Below are 18705 nucleotides of genomic sequence, written 5' to 3'. Positions count from 1 at the left end.
GCCGGATCGACGCCGATCCACACCGGCCCCGGCGGGGCCCACGACGGCCCCACCGAGGCCCGCACCGGCCAGGTGAGGACACGCGGGCCCCAGCTCGTCCGGCGTACCGGCGCCGACCCACGCCACAGACGCGGAGGTGACGCATGCGCAACCGCCAGGCCCTGCAGGCGCTGCTGGCCCGGGCGCGGGCGCGCGTCGACCCCGCCGACCTGGGCCTCGCGCCCCGGGCCGACCCGCGCGGCCGCCGGGTCCAGGGGCTCACGCACGAGCACATGACCCTGCTGCTGGGCTGGCCCGAGCACAAGTACGGCTACGTCGAACGCGGCCGGCTGGCGCACATCGGCACCGACGTGCTGGCCCCCATCGCCCGGATCCTGCACCTCAGCGACCACGAGTGGGAGGCCGTGGTGCTCTACGCGACGGGCCTGCTGCCGGCCCGCCCGCTCGACCCGCGGCCCGGGACCGCGATACCGCGGCCGTGGGAGCGGGTGCTGCGCTCGACCGGCGAGATCGCGTACCTCAACGACGTCGCGTGGGACGTCGTCGCCTACAACACCGCGTTCGCCCGGCTGTTCAGGGACGAGGACGTGCCGCGGAACACCATGCGGTGGATGCTGCTGGCGCCCGAGGCCCGGACGACCCTGAGCGACTGGGAGCACAGCTGGCTGCCGCTGCTGGTGCCGCAGCTGCGCCACGCGGTCTCGGCGAACCCGCACAACCGCACGCTGGCCCGGCTGCAGGCCGACGTGCGGCGCGATCCGGTGGTGGCCGCGGCGTACGAGTCGCCGTCGGCGGAGTTCATGGGCCCGCGGGCGGACGAGTCGCGGCCGATGCTCCACCCCGAGCTGGGTCCGGGCTGGGTCACCATGTGCGCGGCCGGCCCGTTCGGGGTGCCCGGCGGACGGCTGATCTTCCTGCTCTTCGACGCGGGCGGGCGGCCGGTCCCCCGCCCTCCGCTGTTCGCCCCGGCCCCCGGCCCGGTCGACCCTGCGCCGGTCGACCCCGGGCCACCGGGCGGCGGGGAGACCGCTTAGTCTCGGACCGAACGGCACGTGACGGGACGTTCCAGGACAAGGGGCGGCCCCGCGGGCGCGACGGAAGCGAGGACGGCATGGCTGGGGTTTCGGCGAGCACGGTGGCGGCCGGCGGGCTGGTCGGCGGCTATGCGATCGCCCGGTGGACCAAGCGGCGCGAACTCGGCGGCGCGGCGCTGGCCGCGGCCGGCGCGGTGGCCGCCCGCGAGTGGCGGCAGCAGGCCGGCACAGGGGCGGCCGCTGCCCTGACCGGTGCCTATGTGGCGGCCTTCGCGGGTTCGCACCCCCTGGCCAAGAAGCTCGGCGCCTGGCCCGCGGTCTTCACCGTCGCCGGCGCCGTCGCCGCGGCCTCCTGGGCCGTCGCCGGCCGTTCCGCCAAGTAGCCTTCGCCCGGCGGGAGTTCGGGCCCGGACCGTGGGTCGTCGGCACGGCGTGGCCGGCCCGCGGCCGGGTCACGCCGTCGCGCGGCGCCCCAGTTGGGTACGTCCGGGAGGGCGCCCTGCGGGGCCACGGGGAGCGGGCGGCTCGACCTTCCGCGGACAGGCCGACGGCCCTGACAAGGGGGGGTTCGCCAGGGCCGCCGGGGTTCGGGGGATGCGTGCCGGTCGTCAGACCGCCACGTCGTGGGAGCGGAGCCACGGGAGCGGGTCGACGGGGGCGGCACCGCCGGGACGGACCTCCAGGTGGAGGTGCGGGGACGCGACGTTGCCGGTGGCGCCGACGCGGCCGACGGTGTCGCCGGTCGTCACCTGCCCCTCGGTCACGCACATCGTCGACAGGTGGCAGTACCAGAGCTGCGTGCCGTCGTCGAGGGTGAGCACCACGCGGTAGCCCTGGGCGCCGGCCCAGCCCGCGGAGGTGACGGTGCCGCCGTGCACGGCGTGCACCGGGGTGCCCGTCGGGGCGGCGAAGTCCTGCCCGGTGTGCAGGTTGCCCCAGGGGTCGGCCTCGCCGAAGGTGCTGGTCAGCGTGGCGGACGCCAGCGGCTTGATGTAGGAGGCGGCGAGCGCGGCCAGGCGCTCGGCCTCGGCCTTGGCCGCGGCCTCCGCGTCGGCCTTCGCCTTCGCCTCGGCGGCGGCCTTCGCCGCGGCCGCCTGCTCGCGCACCTTGCGCGCCGCGGCCTCGCGGGCGGCCTGCTCGGCCGCGGCCTTCGCGGCGGCGTCCCGTTTCGCCTGGGCGGCGGCCTCGCGCTCCGCGGTGGCCTGGCCGATGATGCGGGCGCGCAGCGCCTCGCCGGGGTCGCTGATGACGCTCGGCGCGGGGGTGGCGGCGGGCGCCGCCGCGGAGGCGGGCACGGGGTCGGCCTCGGCGGGGACGACGTCGGGCACGGAGATGGCCGCCGGCGCGGCACCCGGCGCGGGGGCGCCGGGCGTTGCGGCGGCGGCGACACCGCCGGCGCCGACGGCGGCCATCGCCGCGATGCCGAGCACGGTCCCGCCGCGGGCCATGGTGCGCTGGCGCGGCATCCGGTGGGCGCTGGAGTCCGCGGCGGTGCGCGCGGCGTCGGAGCCACCGGTGGAGTGGGTGTCGGCGAAGAAGGCGAAGGCGGGCTGCTCCCCGTCGGGTCCCGGCCGCGGCGCGTCGCCGTTTCCGGCCTCGGTCTCGGGCCGGGCGGGTGCGTAGGCAGGCTGGTTCGACGCCACGGGGGCGCTCTCCTTTCCTTCCCTCTCGCCTACCGGGTTAGCTGACGGGTTCGGAGCAGGAAGGTCTCCTACGAACGGCCTTGCGGCCGCCCGATTCACCCCAGGATCTCGGGTCCCCGGTTCCCGCGGACGGGATTCGGCAAGCGCACGGTGCCGCCTCTGACGGCGGTGGTGACGACCGCGCTGCGTTATCGAACGTTAATAGAGCCGGGGGGGAAATCCAAGCCGAATCGGGGAGTTGGCGGCGGAACCAATCGGACACACGGCGCACAGAAGGCGTAAAGCGGTCAGCCGGCGTGACCTGGCGGAGAGATGAGCGTGTGTCAGTTGTTATGCGGGGACGACGCGAGTGACTACAGTCAGTGAGCGAGCGGACGCGGTCGGCGGCGGACGGCGGGCGCACCGGGTGCCGGCCGCCCGGTGCACCGGGTGCCGGCCGCCCGGTGCACCGGGTGCCGGCCGCCCGGTGCACCGGGTGCCAGCGGTCTGGACCTGTGCCAATTCGCGAACCGCTTGGCAGGCCGCGGCGACCGGCCCCACGATGGGCAGGCTCGACGTTCTTGTCATGCACTCGTCCATATCCGTCCGCGGTACGTCCGCACTGCGACGCCTCAGGAGCCCGCCATGGCACGTCCCAGCAATCCCCCCACCCCCCACGCCGGGACCGCCTCCGGCCCTTCGGCCCCGCCGAGCCGCCGCTCGCTGCTGCGCGGCGGCCTCGCGCTCGGCGCCGCGGCCACCGCGGGACTTGCCGGCGAGCTGTGGACCGGCCGCGGCACGGCCTCCGCCGCGGCCGTCGACTACCCGGGCGCCACCTGGGCCCCGGCCAGCACCTCCAACTACACGGTGTCCAGCCGCCCCACGGCCTACCCGGTCAACCTCGTGGTGATCCACGTGACGCAGGAGACCTTCTCCGACACCATCAAGCTGTTCCAGGACCCGACGCACGCGGCGGCCGCGCACTACGTCGTGCGGTCCGCGGACGGCGCGATCGACCAGTGCGTGCGCGAGAAGGACATCGCCTGGCACGCCGGCAACTGGGACTACAACACCCGCAGCATCGGCATCGAGCACGAGGGCTGGGTGGACCAGCCGTCGTACTTCACCACCGCGATGTACCACGCGTCGGCCGCGCTGACCGCGGAGATCTGCGACAAGTACGGCATCCCCAAGGACCGCGACCACATCATCGGCCACTACCAGGTGCCCGGCACCGACCACACCGACCCCGGGCCCAACTGGGACTGGGTGCGGTACATCCGGCTGGTCAACGGCGTCTGACGGCCGCGGACCCCGCCCGCGCTCAGGGCCGCGGCAGCGGGAACATCTCGCTGAGCCGGGGCAGCCGGCGGGCCGCCTCCGGCTCGTCCAGCGCGCTCCACCGGTCGCCGCGCGGCGCCGTACCGGTGGTGCCGCGCGGGCCGGAGGCGGCCCGCCGCGCGCGGACGGCGGCGTCCAGGGCGTCGGCCGGGAGCGACGACACGCGCTCGTACGCCTCGGGGGCGAGCCGGTCCAGCGACTCCCAGGTCGGGTGGTCGTCGTACCAGCTCTCGCGGGGGCGGGCGGACAGCCGCAGCACCTCGGGGACGTACGCGAGGGAGTCCGGGTCGTCGACCGCCGCGTCGAACACCGGGCGGCCCAGGCCGATCAGCCAGTGCTGGAAGTAGCAGAACGTGTCGTCGGAGCACCAGCCGCCGAAGACGCGGTCGGCGGCGGCCCACAGGCTCCAGGTCCTGGACTGCGCCACCCGCCGTTCCAGGCCCGCCTGGAAGCCGATGATGCCGTCGAGCGGCGTCCGCAGGAGGGCCTCGCGGAGCCAGGCGTCCCGCTTGTCACCGGTGAGCCCCTGCCGCCTGCTGTCCGCGATGAGAGTCCAGAGGGGATCCGTCTCCATGCCGCGACTATGCCAGCGGGCTGTCACTGCGCGCAGGGGCAATTCCACCTGATGGACGCTCAGTTCCCACTCCCCGGGCCCCGCACCCTGCCCGTCTCCGCCCCCCGGAGCCTTCCCGACCTGCGACGACGCGCCTGGCTGACGGAAGAGCGAAGGCCGCCGCGCAGCGACCGGCGGCGAGGGCGCGGCGAAAAAGGGGCCTCAGAGGCCGAGCCGGACGGGCTCGGCGGGGAGGCCCGAGGTGAGGAGGGCCGTCAGGGGGGTGGCAAGGTCGCGGGGGGAGAACAGGTCGGGGCCCCGGTAGGCGACGATGTCCCGCGGGTGCCACCACCGGAGGCCGCTGATGTGCTCGGCGGCCAGCTCCTCGTCGGACATCGCCCCGCGGGGCGCGAACGCGGCGGTGCGGACCAGGAAGTAGTCGTTGACCACGCCGTCGTAGCCCGCCGCGTGGCCGGGTTCGACGACCTCCTGGTGCCAGACGTGCGGCGGGGTGCCGTCGAGGGCCAGGCCCACCTCCTCGTCCAACTCCCGGCGCAGGGCCGCAAGGGGCGTCTCCCCCGGCTCGACGCCGCCGCCGGGCGCCGCCCAGACGACGATCGGCCCGGACGGCTTCGCGAAGACGAACCGGCAGAGCAGGAGGCGTTCGTCCTCGTCCAGGACAAGCGCGCGGACCGCGTGGCGAAGGTTCGGCGAAGGCATCAGGACACGCTAGTGGATCACGTTCCCGCCCGGAGCCCGAAGAGTGTCACCGCGTTGTCGTGGCACACCGCGCGCAGCCACTCCGGCCCGAGGCCGAGCCCCTCCAGGGCGTGGAGCTGGTGCACGTAGGGATAGGGGATGTTGGGGAAGTCCGTGCCGAGCAGGACGCGGTCGCCGAGCGCCGCCAGCCGCGGCAGCGCCCGGCGCGGGAAGGGCATGAAGTCCTCGGTGAAGCCGGTGAACGCCATCGTGGTGTCCAGCCGCACCTGCGGGTACCGCTCGGCGAGATCGAGGAAGTCCTCGTACTCGGGCATCCCCATGTGCGCGACGATCAGCGGCAGTTGCGGGTGGCGCGCCAGCACCCGCGCGATCGGCTCGGGTCCGGTGTGCTTGCCGGGCGCCGGTCCTGAGCCGCAGTGGATCACCACCGGGATCCCGGCCTCGGCCAGCACTCCCCAGGCGGGCTGGAGGAGTTCGTCGGCCGGGTCGTACGCCCCCACCTGCACGTGTGCCTTGAACACCCGCGCGCCCGCGTCGACGGCCTCGGCGACGAGCGTCTCGACGCCCGGCTCGGGGAAGAGGGTGGCGGTGTGCAGGCAGTCGGGGGTACGCCGGGCGAAGCCGGCCGCCCAGCCGTTGAGCCACCGGGCCATGCCGGGCTTGTGCGGGTAGAGCATCGCCGTGAAGGCCCGGACGCCGAACCGCCTGAGGACGGCGACCCGTTCGTCCTCCTGCTTGCGGTAGGCGATCGGCCACTGAAGTCCGCCGATCAGGGGCCCCTGCGCGTCGAAGTACTCCCAGACCTTGTGCAGGACGCGCTCGGGCATGAAGTGCGTGTGGACGTCGACCAGCCCGGGCAGGCCGAGGCCGCCCCAGAAGCGCCGGACCTCACGGGCCTCCGCCGCGTCGCCGTCGATGACGCCGCCCTGCGCGGCCTCGTCGTCGGCCGGGCCTGCGGGGTCGGAGCGCGCCGTGCGGTGATCGTTCATACCGCCCACGATCGTCCCTGGTGAGGGGGCGGGTCCACCGTTTCGGCCCGGGGCGGGTGAGGGATCCGTCACCCGGGCCGCCCGGCGAGCCCCCGCCCGCCCGGTTGCGTGCGACTGCGGGACGGCGGCGAGCGGTCCGCGAAGGCGGCCCGGGGGCGCAGCTTCGGGGCCGGTGGGCGGGCGGGGCGTGCGTGTTACGTTCGGCAGCCCGGCGGGCGAGGAGGTGGGACGGCATGGCCGACGAGGGGCGGCGCGTGCTGGGCGCGGTGCTGCGCGCGATGGTCGCCGACGAGCGGGTGGTGGACGAGGTGATCGCGGCCGCCCGCACCTCGCCGGAGGTGGCCCGGCTGCCCGAGGCCGAGAACCGGCGGCATGTCGCCGTCCTGCTGGCGTCCGGCCTGGCGTCGTTCGACGATCCCGCGGCCGGACTCCCCGACGAGGACCCGGTCGCGGCGGCACTCGGCGCCGACCGCGCCGAGCAGGGCGTGCCGCTGACCGCCCTGCTGCACGGCGTCCAGGCGGGCCGGCGGCGGGCGCTGGAGATCGGCGTGGCCCGCGCCCGGGAGGCGGGCGTCCCCGACCGCGAACTCCTGGACGCACTGCTCCACTTCGACCGGCACGCGGGCGCGATGGAGCGCCACGTGATCAACGGCTACCACACCGCGCAGCTCGAACTGGCCCGCACCGCACGCGATGCCCGCACCCAGTTGCTGCGGCGGCTGCTGCACGACGGGGCCGGCGGACCGCTGCCGGAGGCGGAGGTGCGGCAGGCGGGACTCGACCCGGGCGCCCGGCTGCACTGCGTGCTGTCGGCGGTGACCGACCCCGTGCGGGCGCGCGCCCTGGAACGCGAACTGGACGTGCCCGGCGCGCTCTTCGGCCTCGTCGACGGGCGCTTCTCCGGACTGGCCCCGCGGCTGCCGGCCCGGCGGGACGCCATCGGGGACGGGCCGCTGCTGCTGGTCTCCCCCGCGGTGCCGCTGGACGGCGTGCCCGCCGTGCACCGGCTGTGCGCGCAGGCGCTGCCCGCGGCGGCCGCGCACGGGCTGACCGGCGTCCGGCGGCTGACCGACCTGGCGGGCGAGACCGCGCTCGCCGCGCAACCGGCCCTGGCGGCGCTGCTGGCCGGGGAGATGCTGGGCGCCCTCGACCCGGCGGACGCCTTCCACCGCGAACTGGCGCGCACCGCACTGACGTACCTGGACCTGGGCCACCGCCTCGACCTGACCGCGGCGGCCCTCCACGTCCACCCCAACACCGCGCGCCACCGCCTGCTGCGCCTCACCCGACTCACCGGCGCGGCCGACGCGTTCGACGATCCAGGCGTCCTTCCCACCCTTCGCTGGTGGTGGGCCCTGCACACCTGGCTGAACGCCGCGCGGCCGTGACCACCCCTCCTGCGGGGTGATCACGGCCGCGGCGGCACCACGTCAGTGCCTCGTCGCGTCAGCCGATCGGAACGCAGCGGATCGGACCGTCCGCCGGTCGGTGCGCGGGTGCTCCGGCCTCAGTGCTGGCGCGCGGCGCCCTTGCGGCGGAACCGCACGAACACGCCCGCGCCCAGCAGCACCGCGGCCAGCGCGGCGATACCGCCGACGGAGGCACCGGTGGAGGCCAGGCTGCCGCTGTCCGAGCCGGTGGTGGCGGACGGCGACGGGGAGGCCGAGGTGCTGCCGCCGGACTCGCCCGGGGTGCCCGTGGACCCGCCGGACTCCGAACCGCCGGAGCTGCCACCGGACTCCGAGCCGCCCGAGCTGCTGCCGCCCGAGGTGCTGCCCGGCGCGGTCGAGGTGTCGGACACGCTGGGCGTCGGCGAGCCGGAGTCCGACGGGGTCGGCGTGCCGCCGTTGTCGCACGCGACCCAGAACACCTTGTGCTTGGCCTTGCCGTGCTCGCCGTCGAAGTTCCAGACGAGCTTGTAGTGGCCGTCGGGGAGCGTCATGTCCGCCGTGCGGCCGTGGCCCTTGGCGTCGAGCGTGATCGCGCCCTTCGCGGCGACCGCCTTGCCCGTGGGCGCCTGCTGGTCGATCTCCCAGGCGGCCTGCTGCCGGCCGTCGAAGTAGAAGGCGTCGAGGTAGAAGGTGCAGACGTGGGGCTCGTTCTTGACCAGTTCCTCATCGGTCTTGGCATCGTGGATCTTGACGGTGCCGTTGTCACCGGGTGCGTCGGCAAAGGCCGTGGGGCTGAGCAGCACGGTCGCCGCCACGGCCAGAGCCGCACCGGTTGCCGAGGGAAGGACGCGCATGGGCACACCAACCTGACGGGTTTGAAAGAGGCGATGCGGGGGGAGACAGCAAGATTCCTTGCCGGGGATACGGCACGTCAAGCGCCGCGACGCGCTATCCGTCCCCTTCCTTCCTGTTCACGCCGTTTACGCGCATAACAATCCGGCCATCGCGGGCGCCCGGGCCGCGGTCCCGTCCGGCCCGCGGCGGCCGAGGAGGCACCCGGGCGGCGGCGGAACGCGGCGCCGGGCCGGAAGGGGTTTCCCTTCCGGCCCGGCGGGCGGGTGGTGCGGTGGGGCGGTGGCCCCGGGTGGGGTCAGAACGCCCCGATGCCGTTCGGCGTGCCGAGGCCCGTGGGCCCGTCCCAGCCGGCGCGGGCGGTGCACCACTGCGACGTCGGGCAGCTGCCGTTGCTGCCGGAGGTGACGTCGTTGAGCGACGTGGAGTGCGTGTAGGGGTAGTTGTTGTCGATCGACGCGGTGTTGCCGGCCAGCGCGTACACCGAGGCGATGACCGGGGACGAGACGCTGGTGCCGCCGAAGACCATCCAGCCGACGTAGCCCTGGTAGGCCGTGCTGTCGTAGACCGCTACGCCGGTCGACGGGTTGGCGACGGCGGAGACGTCCGCCTCCGCACGGTTCGCGCAGCCGGTGCCGAACGAAGCGGCGCCGCTCAGCGCGGTGTTGTACGCGGAGCAGCCGCTGCCCGCGCCGCTCCAGGCCGTCTCGCTCCAGCCGCGGGAGTTGGACGCGGTGGAGAGCGTCGTGCCGCCGACCGCGGTCACGTAGTGCGAGGACGCCGGGTAGCTCGCGCCGTAGCCGGAGTCACCGGAGCTGGCGGTCACCGCGATGCCCGGGTGGTTGTAGTAGGAGCCGTAGCTGGCGTCCGAGGCGTCCGAGCCGCCGTAGCTGTTGCTGATCGCGACGACGCCCGCGGTGCTCGCCGCCTGGTTCACCGCGGCGCCCAGGTTGGCGAAGCTGGACGTCTTCGCCTCGACCAGCAGGATGTGGCAGTTGGGGCAGATCGCCGAGACCATGTCCAGGTCCAGGGAGATCTCCTGGGCCCAGCCACCGTCCTTCTTCGGGTAGCTGGTGCCGCCGGTCTGGCTGACCTTCTTGAAGCAGCCGTTCGCCGTGGTGCAGGCCGGAAGCCCGAACTGGGCGCGGTAGACGGCGAGATCGGCCTCGGCCGTGGGGTCGTCGTAGGCGTCGACGATCGCCACCGTGCGGCCCGCACCGGCCGTCGACGACGGCAGGTTGTACGCGGACTGGAGGCTGGACGGGCCGAAGCCGGACGGGGTGGCGTTCGGCTTCGCGGCGTTCGACGTCGCCTGGGACTGCACGAGGTCGGTGCGGACGATGGCCTTGCAGGAGGCGAATCCCGGCTTGCTCGTGGCACAGGAGTGCGCGGTCTTCTGGGCGTGGGAGGCGGGGGCGGCGGCCGGCGAGACGGCGGCCTGCGAGGCGCCGGCGGGGCCGAGGACGGCCAGCGGGATCCCCGCCAGCGCGGCCACGCCGATGCCGAACAACCGTGCGCGCAGGTGCATGTGACTCTCCTCAGGGGGTTGCGACCGAGTCTTCTATGTTGCGCACATGACAATCTCAGAGCGATTCCGCTGGTGAACGGGTGAAGTGTGAGGCTGCCAGGCGCCGTTGCGCAAGGTGCCGTCCTGTCGGACAACTGTGAATCCGCTACGCGCGCGGGCAGCCGTGTCCCCCGCGGCGGAAGGGACGGAGGTGACGTAACGCCCTTTCAGGAAAGCCGAGTTGCACCGGGGGGACCCGGCCCGGTATCCACAGCGGTAACGCTGGGGGAAGGGTGAGCCCATGTCCAGACTGGCCGAAGCCTGGAAGCGGTCCGCGGTCGGGCGGTTGACGAAACAGGCCCTCCACATCGAACTGCTCCACCGTTCCATGGGGTTCGCCGCGCTCGGCTTCGTCACGCTGATGCCGCTGCTGGTCGTCGTCGCGGCGGCCACGCCGTGGGAGAACCGTCCGGGCTTCGCCCAGTGGGTCGTCGACGGGATGGGGCTCACCACCGATGGTGCGCACAGCGTGCGGAGCATGTTCGCCGCGCCCCGCAACGTCCTGAGCGCCACCAGCGCGTGGAGTCTGGCGTCGCTGGCCTACTTCGGGCTCACCTTCGTGGCGAGCGTGGAGAACGGCTACCGCAGGATCTGGGACCTGCCGGCCGGCCCGTGGCACCGCGACTGGCGCCGCACGGTGTGGCTCGTGGTGCTCACCGCCTACCTGTTCTGCGAGTCGCAGAGCGCCGCCGCCCTGGGCAGCGGCCTGCTGCGCACCGGCATCCGCATCGTCCTGACCGTCCTGCTGGGCGTGGGCTTCTTCGCCTGGGGCCAGCGCTTCCTGCTGGGCGGCGCCGTGCGGCTGAAGACGGCCCTGCCCGGCGCGGTCTTCACCATGGTCGGGCTGGCGGGCCTGCGGATGTTCTCGCAGCTGTTCTTCGCTCCGATGATCGTCAGCAACGCGGACGCGTACGGCCCGGTCGGCACCGTGCTGACCGTCGAGACCTGGCTGGTCGGCGTCGGCTTCGTGGTGTTCGGCGGCGCGCTGCTCGGCCGGCACGTCCGCGACGGGCGGATCCTGCGCCGCGGCGCCGAGATACCCAAGCCCCACATGCCGGAGGGCTGGTTCGAGACGCCGCAGGCCCCCGCTCCCGAGATCCTCTGGCGCTCGGACGGCGCCGGCGGCGCCATCGACTGACGCGTGCCCGCCCGGTGGCCGGGTGTGGACCGGTGGCCGGGGCTTTGGACCGGTGGAACGCACCGGGTTTGGCCCTGTGGACCGGGCCAAGAGCGCGGCAGGGTGAAGGGAGGCCGCACCCTGCCGACCCGCGGAGGTCCCCCTTGAGCATCGCCTTCCTGCTGACCACCCTCGTCGTGGTGATCACCCCCGGCACCGGGGTGGTGTACACCCTCGCCGCCGGGCTGGCCCACGGCCGCCGCGCGAGCGTGATCGCCGCCTTCGGCTGCACCCTCGGCATCGTGCCGCACCTGGCGCTGACCATCACGGGCCTCGCCGCCCTCCTGCACAGCAGCTCGTTCGGCTACGCGCTGGTGAAGTACCTGGGCGCCGCCTACCTGCTCTTCATGGCCTGGACGACGCTGCGGGACAAGGAGGCGCTGGCGGTGACGGAGGACACCGAGCCGAAGCCGGCGTCCCGGATCGTCGCCCGAGCCGTGCTGGTCAACCTGCTCAACCCCAAACTCACCGTGTTCTTCGTGGCGTTCCTGCCGCAGTTCGTACCGCAGGGCTCGCCCGGCGCGACCGCCGCGATGCTCCGGCTCGGAGTGGTGTTCATGGCGCTGACGTTCGTGGTGTTCGCCGCGTACGGATGGGGCGCGGCGGCGGTCCGCCGGCACCTGGTCGCCCGTCCGCAGGTGATGGGCCGCGTCCGCCGGGTGTTCGCGGTGAGCTTCGTGGCGCTGGGCGCGCGGCTGGCGGTGGGCTGACCATGGCCCTGGTCTTCCGGCACGCCGCCGCCCTCTGGTCCGACCACCCCCAGCTGGCTGCCGGTGCCCTGTACGCGGGATCCGTCGACGGCACCACCGACGTCGCGGACGGCGTCGCGGACAGCGTCGCCGACTACACCGCGCGGGCCGTCCGGCGGCTCGACGGCGCCACGGAGGGGGAGTTCCCCGAAGTACTCGCCTGGCGGCGGGCGTTCTCCCGGCTCGGCCTCAAACCCACCCAGTACCGGTGCGCTTCGGAGTCGCTGCTGCGGCGGCTGCGCAAGCACGGCGGACTCCCCCGCATCCACCCGGTGGTGGACCTGTGCAATGCGATCTCCGTCGCGTACGCGGTGCCGGTCGCCGCGCTCGACGCCGACCGGATCACCGGCCCGGTCCTCGAGGTGCGGTACGCCCGCGGCAACGAGCACTACACGCCGTTCGGCGGCGGCCCCGACGAGCAGCCCGCCCCCGGCGAGGTCACGTTCGTCGACGGCGCGGGGCGCGCGCACGCCCGCCGCTGGACCAACCGCCAGAGCGGCTTCTCCGCTGTCGGGCCCCACACGCGTCGCGTCCTGGTCGTCACCGAAGCGCTGCACGACGGCGCGGCCGGAACGGTTCGCGAGGCGCTGGCCGCTCTTGACCGTGAACTCCGGGTCCACTGGGCCTCCGCCGTCGTCTCCATGGCCCATCTCAGCTCCGGGGCGCCGGAGTTCGCCTGCCGGGGGGCGGGAGAGCCGCCCGCTGCTTCGGGTGGGCCCGCGGGCGCTGGGCGGGGTGCCGCCCCTTCGTCGCGCGAGGAGGCCCGCACCTGACGCGTCGCCCCTCCGGGGCGGGTTCCGGGGTGCCTCTCGCTGCGCGTTGCCGGGTGCACTGTGCGTGGGTGGCTGCGCGCGCAGTTCCCCGCGCCCCTGCGGGATCGGGGGTGCCCCGCGGGGTGCGTTCCCGGCCAACGGTTCGGGTGTGGCTTGTCGCGCTGGGGGTACCTCCCAGGCGAAGCGCTGGGGGACCCCGCGCCCCTGACGGCAACTGGGCAGCCCCCGAGGGCGCTTTGCCGTCGAGCGGTCGACTTTGGCTGGGCGCGGAGTTCCCCGCGCTCCTGGAGCATCGCCCCTCCGGGGTGGGGGTCCGGGGAAGCCCCTGGGGTGCGTTGCCGGGTGCGCCGTGCGTGGGTGGCTGGGCGCGCAGTTCCCCGCGCCCCTGCGGGATCGGAGGTGCCCCGCGGGGCGCTTTGCCGTCGAGCCGTCGGCTTGGGTTGGGCGCGGAGTTCGCCGCGCTGCTGGGGCTGCCGAGGTGCCCCGCGGGGTGATCCGTGGGGGCGGGCCCGGGCGATGGCGTGACACGATGCTCGCGGCGGAAGGAGGCGGCGGCATGACCGGGATCACTCCTGGCCAGAAGGCAGACCGGGCACCTCGGCTGGTCGCTGCGACGGGGGTGGACGCGGTGTCTCGAACTGGCCCGTCTTCGGGTGGTGTTGGTGGTGACGCCGCGCGTCGCCAGGGGGCTGGGGCGGCCGCTCGGGGGGACTCGGGTGGCTCGTACGGGTCGGACTTCTTGCAGTTGGATGTGGCGGACGCGCCGGTCGGGGGGAAGGCGGACTGGCTGACGGTGCGGCTGCGGCAGGCGATCGGGGACGGGCGGCTGGCGGTGGGGGGCCGGTTGCCGCCGACCCGGGTGCTGGCAGCGGAGCTGGGGGTCTCGCGTGGGGTGGTGGCCGAGGCGTACCGGCGGCTGACCGAGGACGGCCACGTGGAGGGCCGCCGCCGCGGCGGCACCGTCGTCGTCGCGGCACCCGCCGTGCCGCTCCCCGCCGAGCCGGCCCAGCCCCGCCCGCCCGCAGGGCTGTTCGCGAACACCCCGACGCCCGACGTGTTCGAGGCGCTGCGGGCCGCCCCCGCCCGCGTCGACTTCACACCCGGCCAGCCGGACCTCGCCGCGTTCCCCCGCGCGGCCTGGCTGCAGGCCGAACGCACCGTGCTCGCGGGCCTGTCCGCAGGCCACCTCGGCTACGGCGACCCGCGCGGCACCCCGCAGCTGCGGCAGGCCGTCGCGGACTGGCTGGCCCGCAACCGCGGCATCCGCGTCGCGCCCGACGAGGTGCTGATCGTGGCCGGCACCGCGCAGGCCCTCACCCTGCTGCACCCCGTGCTGCGCGCGGACGGCGTCGACAGCGTCGCCGTCGAGGACCCCGGCTCGCTCGGCACCCGCCAGCACCTGGTGAACGGCGACCTGGCCACCCCGCCCGTGCCGGTCGACGACGACGGCATCCGCGTGGACGCGCTGCGCGCCACCGGCGCCCGCGCCGTGCTGCTCACGCCCGCCCACCAGTTCCCGATGGGCGTGGTGGCCAGCGGCGAGCGCCGGCGCGAACTGCTGCACTGGGCGGCCGGCGACGGCGGGCTGATCGTCGAGGACGACTACGACGCGGAGCACCGCTACGACCGGCCGCCGGTGCCGGCGCTGCGCGCACTGCTCGCCGACCGGGTCTGCTACCTGGGCAGCGTCTCGAAACTGCTGGCGCCCGCACTGCGGATCGGCTGGGTGGTCCCGCCGCCCCGCTACCGCGACGCCCTGGTCAACGGCAAGCGCTTCACCGACCTCGGCAACGCGGTGCTGCCCCAGCTCGTCCTCGCCCGGCTGATGGCCTCCGGCGACCTGGAGCGGCACCTGCGGATGCTGCGCGGCCGGCACCGCCGGCGGCGGGACGCGATGACGCAGGCGCTCGCCGCCCACCTGCCCGGCGCGGTGGCGCACGGCGCGGCGGCCGGCCTGCACCTGACCGTCACCTACCCCCAGGACGTACCCGACACCGACCTGGCCGCCGCCGCCCTCGCCCTGGGCGTGAAGTGCCAGCCGCTGTCCTGGCACCGCCAGCTGCCGGGCCGCCCCGGCCTGGTCCTGGGCTACGCCGCCACCCCGCCCGGCGCGATCGCCGAGGGCGTCGCCGCACTCGGCGAGGCGCTGCGCGCGCTGTCCTGAGCGCGTCCCGTCCCGATCCCGTCCCGACACCGCCCCCGCTCCACGCGTCGGCGGGGGGCGCCGCCCGCCGCGAGGCCCGCACCCGCACCTCCGGTCTGCGCCCGCCGCATCCCTGCCGCCCATGCCCAGCCCCCATCCCAGGGCCGGCCCGTCCAACGTCGCCATCCCTGCCGCCCTGTCGCCCGTCCACGCGCCACCAGCACCCACCTTCACGGGCCGGCCGCAGCCCCGCGATGGGCCCGCCCGCTCCCACGCCGTACGGGCGTGATTCCCGGGGCGGGTGTGGTGCGCGGTGCAGACTGAGGGTCACCGTCGGCGATACCGGGATGAGGTCACGGCATGGCGTTCGGTCTGGCGCGGCGTCAGCTGCGGCCCCGGGTCCCGCTGCGCCCGGGCGAGGGCGAGCGGGACCATCTGACCAGCCTCGAAGGGCTGGCCGCGCTGTCGCTGGACGCGCTCAGCTCGGTGGCGTACGGCCCCGAGGCGATCGTGCTCGCGCTGGTGGTCGCCGGCAGCAGCGCGGTGTCGGCGACGCTGCCCATCACCCTCGTCATCACCGCGCTGCTGGCGGTGCTCGTCGTCTCCTACGGCCAGGTGATCGCCGTCCACCCGGACGGCGGCGGGGCGTACGCGGTGGCGAAGAAGGACCTGGGCCGGCGCGCGAGCCTGCTGGCCGCGGCCAGCCTGGTGGTGGACTACGTGCTGACCGTCGCGGTGAGCCTGGCCGCCGGCGCGGACGCCCTGGTCTCGGCGTTCCCCAAGCTCGCCGGCGACAACCTGGCGGTGTGCCTGCTCGGGCTCGCGGTGCTGACCCTGGTGAACCTGCGCGGCGTCACCGAGAGCGCCCGGCTGCTGATGCTGCCGACGCTGCTGTTCATCGTGAGCATCGTCGGCGTCATCGTGGTGGGTCTGGCCCGCCCGCACCCTGCGGCCATGGTCGGCACCCCGGAGCCGCTGCACGCCACCGAGGCGCTCAGCGTGCTGGTGCTGCTGAAGGCGTTCTCGTCCGGCTGCTCGGCGCTGACCGGCGTGGAGGCGATCGCGAACGCGGTGCCGACGTTCCGCAGCCCGCGGGTCAAGCGCGCCCAGCACACCGAGCTGATGCTCGGCGGGCTGCTCGGGGTGATGCTGATCGGGCTGGCCGTGATGATCCACCGCGACAGCGTGGTGCCGCGCGGCGGGGTGACGGTGCTGGCGCAGCTGACCGCGGGCGCGTTCGGGACGGGCTGGGCGTACTACGCCACCAACGTCGTCGTCACCGTGGTGCTGGGGCTGGCGGCCAACACCAGCTTCGGCGGGCTGCCGGTGCTGATGAGCCTGCTGGCCCGCGACAACCGGCTGCCGCACCTGTTCGGGCTGCGCGCCGAACGCCCCGTCTACCGCTGGGGGGTGGGCGTGCTGGCGGTGACCGCCGGGCTGCTGCTGATCGCGGTGGACGCCGACACGCACCGCCTCATCCCGCTGTTCGCGATCGGCGTGTTCATCGGCTTCACCCTCAGCCAGGGCGGGCTGGTGCGGCACTGGCGGCGCGAGCGGCCGCCGGGCTGGCGGCGCCGGGCGATGATCAACGGCACGGGAGCGGTGCTGACGACGATCGCCGCCTGCGTGCTGCTGGGGACGAAGTTCCTGGCCGGGGCGTGGATCGTGGTCGTGACGGTGCCGCTGATGATGCTGCTGTTCTCCCGGATCGAGCGCTACTACACCGCCGTCGGCGCGGAGTTGGAGCTGGGCCGGATCCCCGGGCCGCCGGCGCGGATGCACTCGCTGGTGATCGTCCCGCTGGGCCAGGTCAGCAAGGTCGCGCAGCACGCCCTGACGGCGGCGCTGGCGATGGGCGACGAGGTGGTGGCGGTGGTCGTCCACCACGACCCGGCCAAGTCCCGGGCGCTGATCGACGCGTGGGACCGATGGGACCCGGGGGTGCGGCTGCAGGTCCTCGACAGCCCGCACCGCTCGCTGGTGCAGCCCGTGGTGGACTACGTCCGCGTCGCGGCGGCCGACGGCCGCCAGGTGGCGGTGCTGATCCCCGAGATCGAGCCGCGCAGCCGCCGCTACAAGATCCTGCAGAACCAGCGGGGCATCCTGCTCGCGACCGTGCTGCGGGCCCGCACGGACGTGGTGGTCTGCATGCTCCCGCACCGCCTCGACCTCTGAACCCCGCGGCTCCCTGCGCCCGGCCCCGCCCGTGCGCAGGCCGTGCGCAGGCCGTGCGCGGGCCGTTCGCTGCAAGCGGGCGCGCCATGCCGCACGTCGCCGCACGTCAACGCGGCACGTCAACGGGTGACGTCAAGGACAGCCCCCGACAAGCGGCGGCCGCCACGTCCGTGCGGTTCGGGCACCGGGTGCCGGCATTCCTCCCGATACGCTCCGTCGAGAAGACCGGACGACCGGCTTCCACCGGACACCGGCCCGCTCCCCGCCGCGCCCACGACCGAAACGGACCGCACCCCATGGCCCTTCGCGAGATCGCCGCCAAGCAGCGCGGCTACCTGATCGTCAACTCCCACCCCGAGGGATGTGCCGCCACCGTCGAGCGGACCTGGGAGTCGATCCCCGCCGCGGACGGCGGCGGCCGCCCCGGCGGCGAGGGTCCCGTCGTCGTGCTGCTGGGCGCCAGCGCCGGCTACGGGCTGGCCATCCTTCTCGCCGGCCTGCGCCGGCACGGCATCCGCGGCGTGGGCGTCGGCTACGAGGCGGCGGAGACCGAGCGCCGCACCGCGTCCGCCGGCTGGTACCGCACCGCGGCCGCCGCAGCCGTCGCGGAGCGCAACGGCAGCGACTTCAGGTTCGTCAACGCCGACGCGTTCAGCGACGAGGCCAGGACGAACGTGCTCGACCTGGTGGCCGCGGAGTACGGCCGCATCGACTATCTGATCTACAGCCTGGCCGCGCCCCGCCGCACCGACCCGAGGACCGGCACGACGTACACCTCCGTCCTCAAGGCCCTCGGCTCGCCGTACGACGCGCCGTCGCTCGTCTTCGAGGACGACAGCCCGCGGATCGGCACGGTGCATCTGGACGTGGCGACCGACGCGGAGCGCGAGGCGACGATCCAGGTCATGGGCGGGGCCGACTGGCAGGAGTGGGTGACGGCGATCCGCGCCCGCGACCTGGCCGCGCCCGGCTTCACCACCGTGGCGCTCAGCTACGTCGGTTCGGAGATCACCGCCCCGGTGTACCGGCACGGCACCATCGGCGCCGCGAAGGAGCACCTGGAGGCGACGGCGACGAACCTGGCCCGCCCGGCCGGCACTTCCGGCGACGGCGACGCCGACGGGGGTGGCGAGCGCGACCGCGAGCGGGCGTTCACCGCGGTGGCGGGGGCCGCCGTCACCCAGGCGTCCACCGCCATCCCCAGCATCGCCCTGTACACCACGCTGCTGCGCCGCGCCCTCGGCCCGGACGCCTTCCGGACCCCCGCCCAGCAGGCCGTCGCCCTGTGGGACCAGCTCACCGGCGCCGCGCCCCTCGCCCTCGACGACCGGGGCCGCATCCGCCTCGACGGCTGGGAGCTCGACGAGGACGTGCAGAACGCCGTGCGCGCGCTGTGGGCCGACCCCGAGGCGTCGCTCGCCGCCGGCGCCGAGGAGGCGGCCTGGTTCCTCGCCGAGGTCCGCCGGCTCTACGGCTGGTCCGTCCCCGGCATCGACTACGCCCGCCCCGTCGACACCACCGTCCCGTGGCCGGCCCCGCAGCCGGCCGCCGCAGCCATCGGCTGACCCGCCGCCCGGGCGCCGGGACCGGCACTCCTCGGCCCCGCGACCCCGCCTGCC

At 74.9% G+C, this 18705-nt stretch carries 16 protein-coding genes and 1 riboswitch; of the genes, 10 read left to right on the top strand and 6 right to left on the bottom strand.

What is annotated here, in order from left to right:
• Positions 1-143 precede the first annotated feature (143 nt).
• Both ACH4TG_RS07320 and ACH4TG_RS07315 read left to right on the top strand, forming a co-directional pair.
• A complete protein-coding gene (locus ACH4TG_RS07320; protein WP_398241158.1) occupies positions 144-1034 on the top strand; it encodes an XRE family transcriptional regulator in 891 nt (296 codons plus the stop codon).
• 77 nt (positions 1035-1111) lie between these two features.
• Positions 1112-1417, top strand: a complete 306-nt coding sequence (locus ACH4TG_RS07315; protein ID WP_398241157.1) for a hypothetical protein — start codon at positions 1112-1114, stop codon at positions 1415-1417.
• A 225-nt stretch (positions 1418-1642) separates the two neighbouring features.
• On the opposite strand, the gene ACH4TG_RS07310 is transcribed toward ACH4TG_RS07315, so the two are convergent.
• On the bottom strand, positions 1643-2677 hold the full coding sequence (locus tag ACH4TG_RS07310) for a M23 family metallopeptidase (RefSeq protein WP_398241156.1): 1035 nt from the start codon (positions 2675-2677) through the stop codon (positions 1643-1645).
• Between the two features lie 11 nt (positions 2678-2688).
• A riboswitch (cyclic di-AMP (ydaO/yuaA leader) is annotated at positions 2689-2829 on the bottom strand.
• 472 nt (positions 2830-3301) lie between these two features.
• Here ACH4TG_RS07310 and ACH4TG_RS07305 point away from each other — a divergent pair.
• Positions 3302-3958 carry an N-acetylmuramoyl-L-alanine amidase gene (locus ACH4TG_RS07305; protein WP_398241155.1) on the top strand — a complete coding sequence of 219 codons (657 nt, stop codon included), beginning with the start codon at positions 3302-3304 and terminating at the stop codon, positions 3956-3958.
• Positions 3959-3980: 22 nt separating this feature from the next.
• On the opposite strand, the gene ACH4TG_RS07300 is transcribed toward ACH4TG_RS07305, so the two are convergent.
• The 3 genes from ACH4TG_RS07300 to ACH4TG_RS07290 all read right to left on the bottom strand — a co-directional run bounded on the left by ACH4TG_RS07300 (position 3981) and on the right by ACH4TG_RS07290 (position 6259).
• Positions 3981-4571 carry a DUF4240 domain-containing protein gene (locus ACH4TG_RS07300; protein ID WP_398241154.1) on the bottom strand — a complete coding sequence of 197 codons (591 nt, stop codon included), beginning with the start codon at positions 4569-4571 and terminating at the stop codon, positions 3981-3983.
• Between the two features lie 201 nt (positions 4572-4772).
• Positions 4773-5270, bottom strand: coding sequence for an NUDIX hydrolase (locus ACH4TG_RS07295; protein ID WP_398241153.1), 498 nt, complete (start codon positions 5268-5270; stop codon positions 4773-4775).
• 17 nt (positions 5271-5287) lie between these two features.
• Complete coding sequence (locus tag ACH4TG_RS07290) at positions 5288-6259, bottom strand: amidohydrolase family protein (protein ID WP_398241152.1); 972 nt, start codon at positions 6257-6259, stop codon at positions 5288-5290.
• A gap of 233 nt (positions 6260-6492) precedes the next feature.
• Here ACH4TG_RS07290 and ACH4TG_RS07285 point away from each other — a divergent pair, with 233 nt between their 5' ends.
• Positions 6493-7647 carry a helix-turn-helix domain-containing protein gene (locus tag ACH4TG_RS07285; RefSeq protein WP_398241151.1) on the top strand — a complete coding sequence of 385 codons (1155 nt, stop codon included), beginning with the start codon at positions 6493-6495 and terminating at the stop codon, positions 7645-7647.
• A 119-nt stretch (positions 7648-7766) separates the two neighbouring features.
• Here the strand turns inward: ACH4TG_RS07285 and ACH4TG_RS07280 are convergent, their stop codons facing one another.
• Together ACH4TG_RS07280 and ACH4TG_RS07275 are read right to left on the bottom strand one after the other, a co-directional pair.
• Entirely contained in the window at positions 7767-8504 is a 738-nt protein-coding gene (locus ACH4TG_RS07280) for a hypothetical protein (protein ID WP_398241150.1), read from the bottom strand.
• Positions 8505-8800: 296 nt separating this feature from the next.
• A complete protein-coding gene (locus ACH4TG_RS07275; protein WP_398241149.1) occupies positions 8801-10030 on the bottom strand; it encodes a peptidase S8 in 1230 nt (409 codons plus the stop codon).
• 280 nt (positions 10031-10310) lie between these two features.
• Here ACH4TG_RS07275 and ACH4TG_RS07270 point away from each other — a divergent pair, with 280 nt between their 5' ends.
• From ACH4TG_RS07270 to ACH4TG_RS07245, 6 genes are all read left to right on the top strand, one after another.
• The gene (locus ACH4TG_RS07270; RefSeq protein WP_398241148.1) at positions 10311-11207 is read left to right on the top strand and encodes a YhjD/YihY/BrkB family envelope integrity protein; all 897 of its coding nucleotides are present in this window, start codon (positions 10311-10313) and stop codon (positions 11205-11207) included.
• A gap of 143 nt (positions 11208-11350) precedes the next feature.
• Positions 11351-11956, top strand: a complete 606-nt coding sequence (locus ACH4TG_RS07265; RefSeq protein ID WP_398241147.1) for a LysE family translocator — start codon at positions 11351-11353, stop codon at positions 11954-11956.
• 2 nt (positions 11957-11958) lie between these two features.
• Positions 11959-12768 (top strand): B3/4 domain-containing protein, encoded by an 810-nt coding sequence (locus tag ACH4TG_RS07260; protein ID WP_398241146.1) that lies wholly within the window; start codon positions 11959-11961, stop codon positions 12766-12768.
• A 739-nt stretch (positions 12769-13507) separates the two neighbouring features.
• Positions 13508-14932: a PLP-dependent aminotransferase family protein gene (locus tag ACH4TG_RS07255; protein WP_398241145.1), complete on the top strand. Its 1425-nt coding sequence runs from the start codon at positions 13508-13510 to the stop codon at positions 14930-14932.
• A gap of 339 nt (positions 14933-15271) precedes the next feature.
• On the top strand, positions 15272-17086 hold the full coding sequence (locus ACH4TG_RS07250; RefSeq protein WP_398241144.1) for an APC family permease: 1815 nt from the start codon (positions 15272-15274) through the stop codon (positions 17084-17086).
• A gap of 296 nt (positions 17087-17382) precedes the next feature.
• Entirely contained in the window at positions 17383-18651 is a 1269-nt protein-coding gene (locus tag ACH4TG_RS07245) for an enoyl-[acyl-carrier-protein] reductase FabV (protein WP_398241143.1), read from the top strand.
• The last annotated feature ends 54 nt before the right edge of the window (positions 18652-18705 follow it).

Origin of the sequence: Streptomyces sp. NPDC020917 (assembly GCF_044333795.1) — a bacterium.
Lineage (GTDB): Bacteria > Actinomycetota > Actinomycetes > Streptomycetales > Streptomycetaceae > Actinacidiphila.
This window is presented reverse-complemented; position numbering and strand designations above follow the sequence as displayed.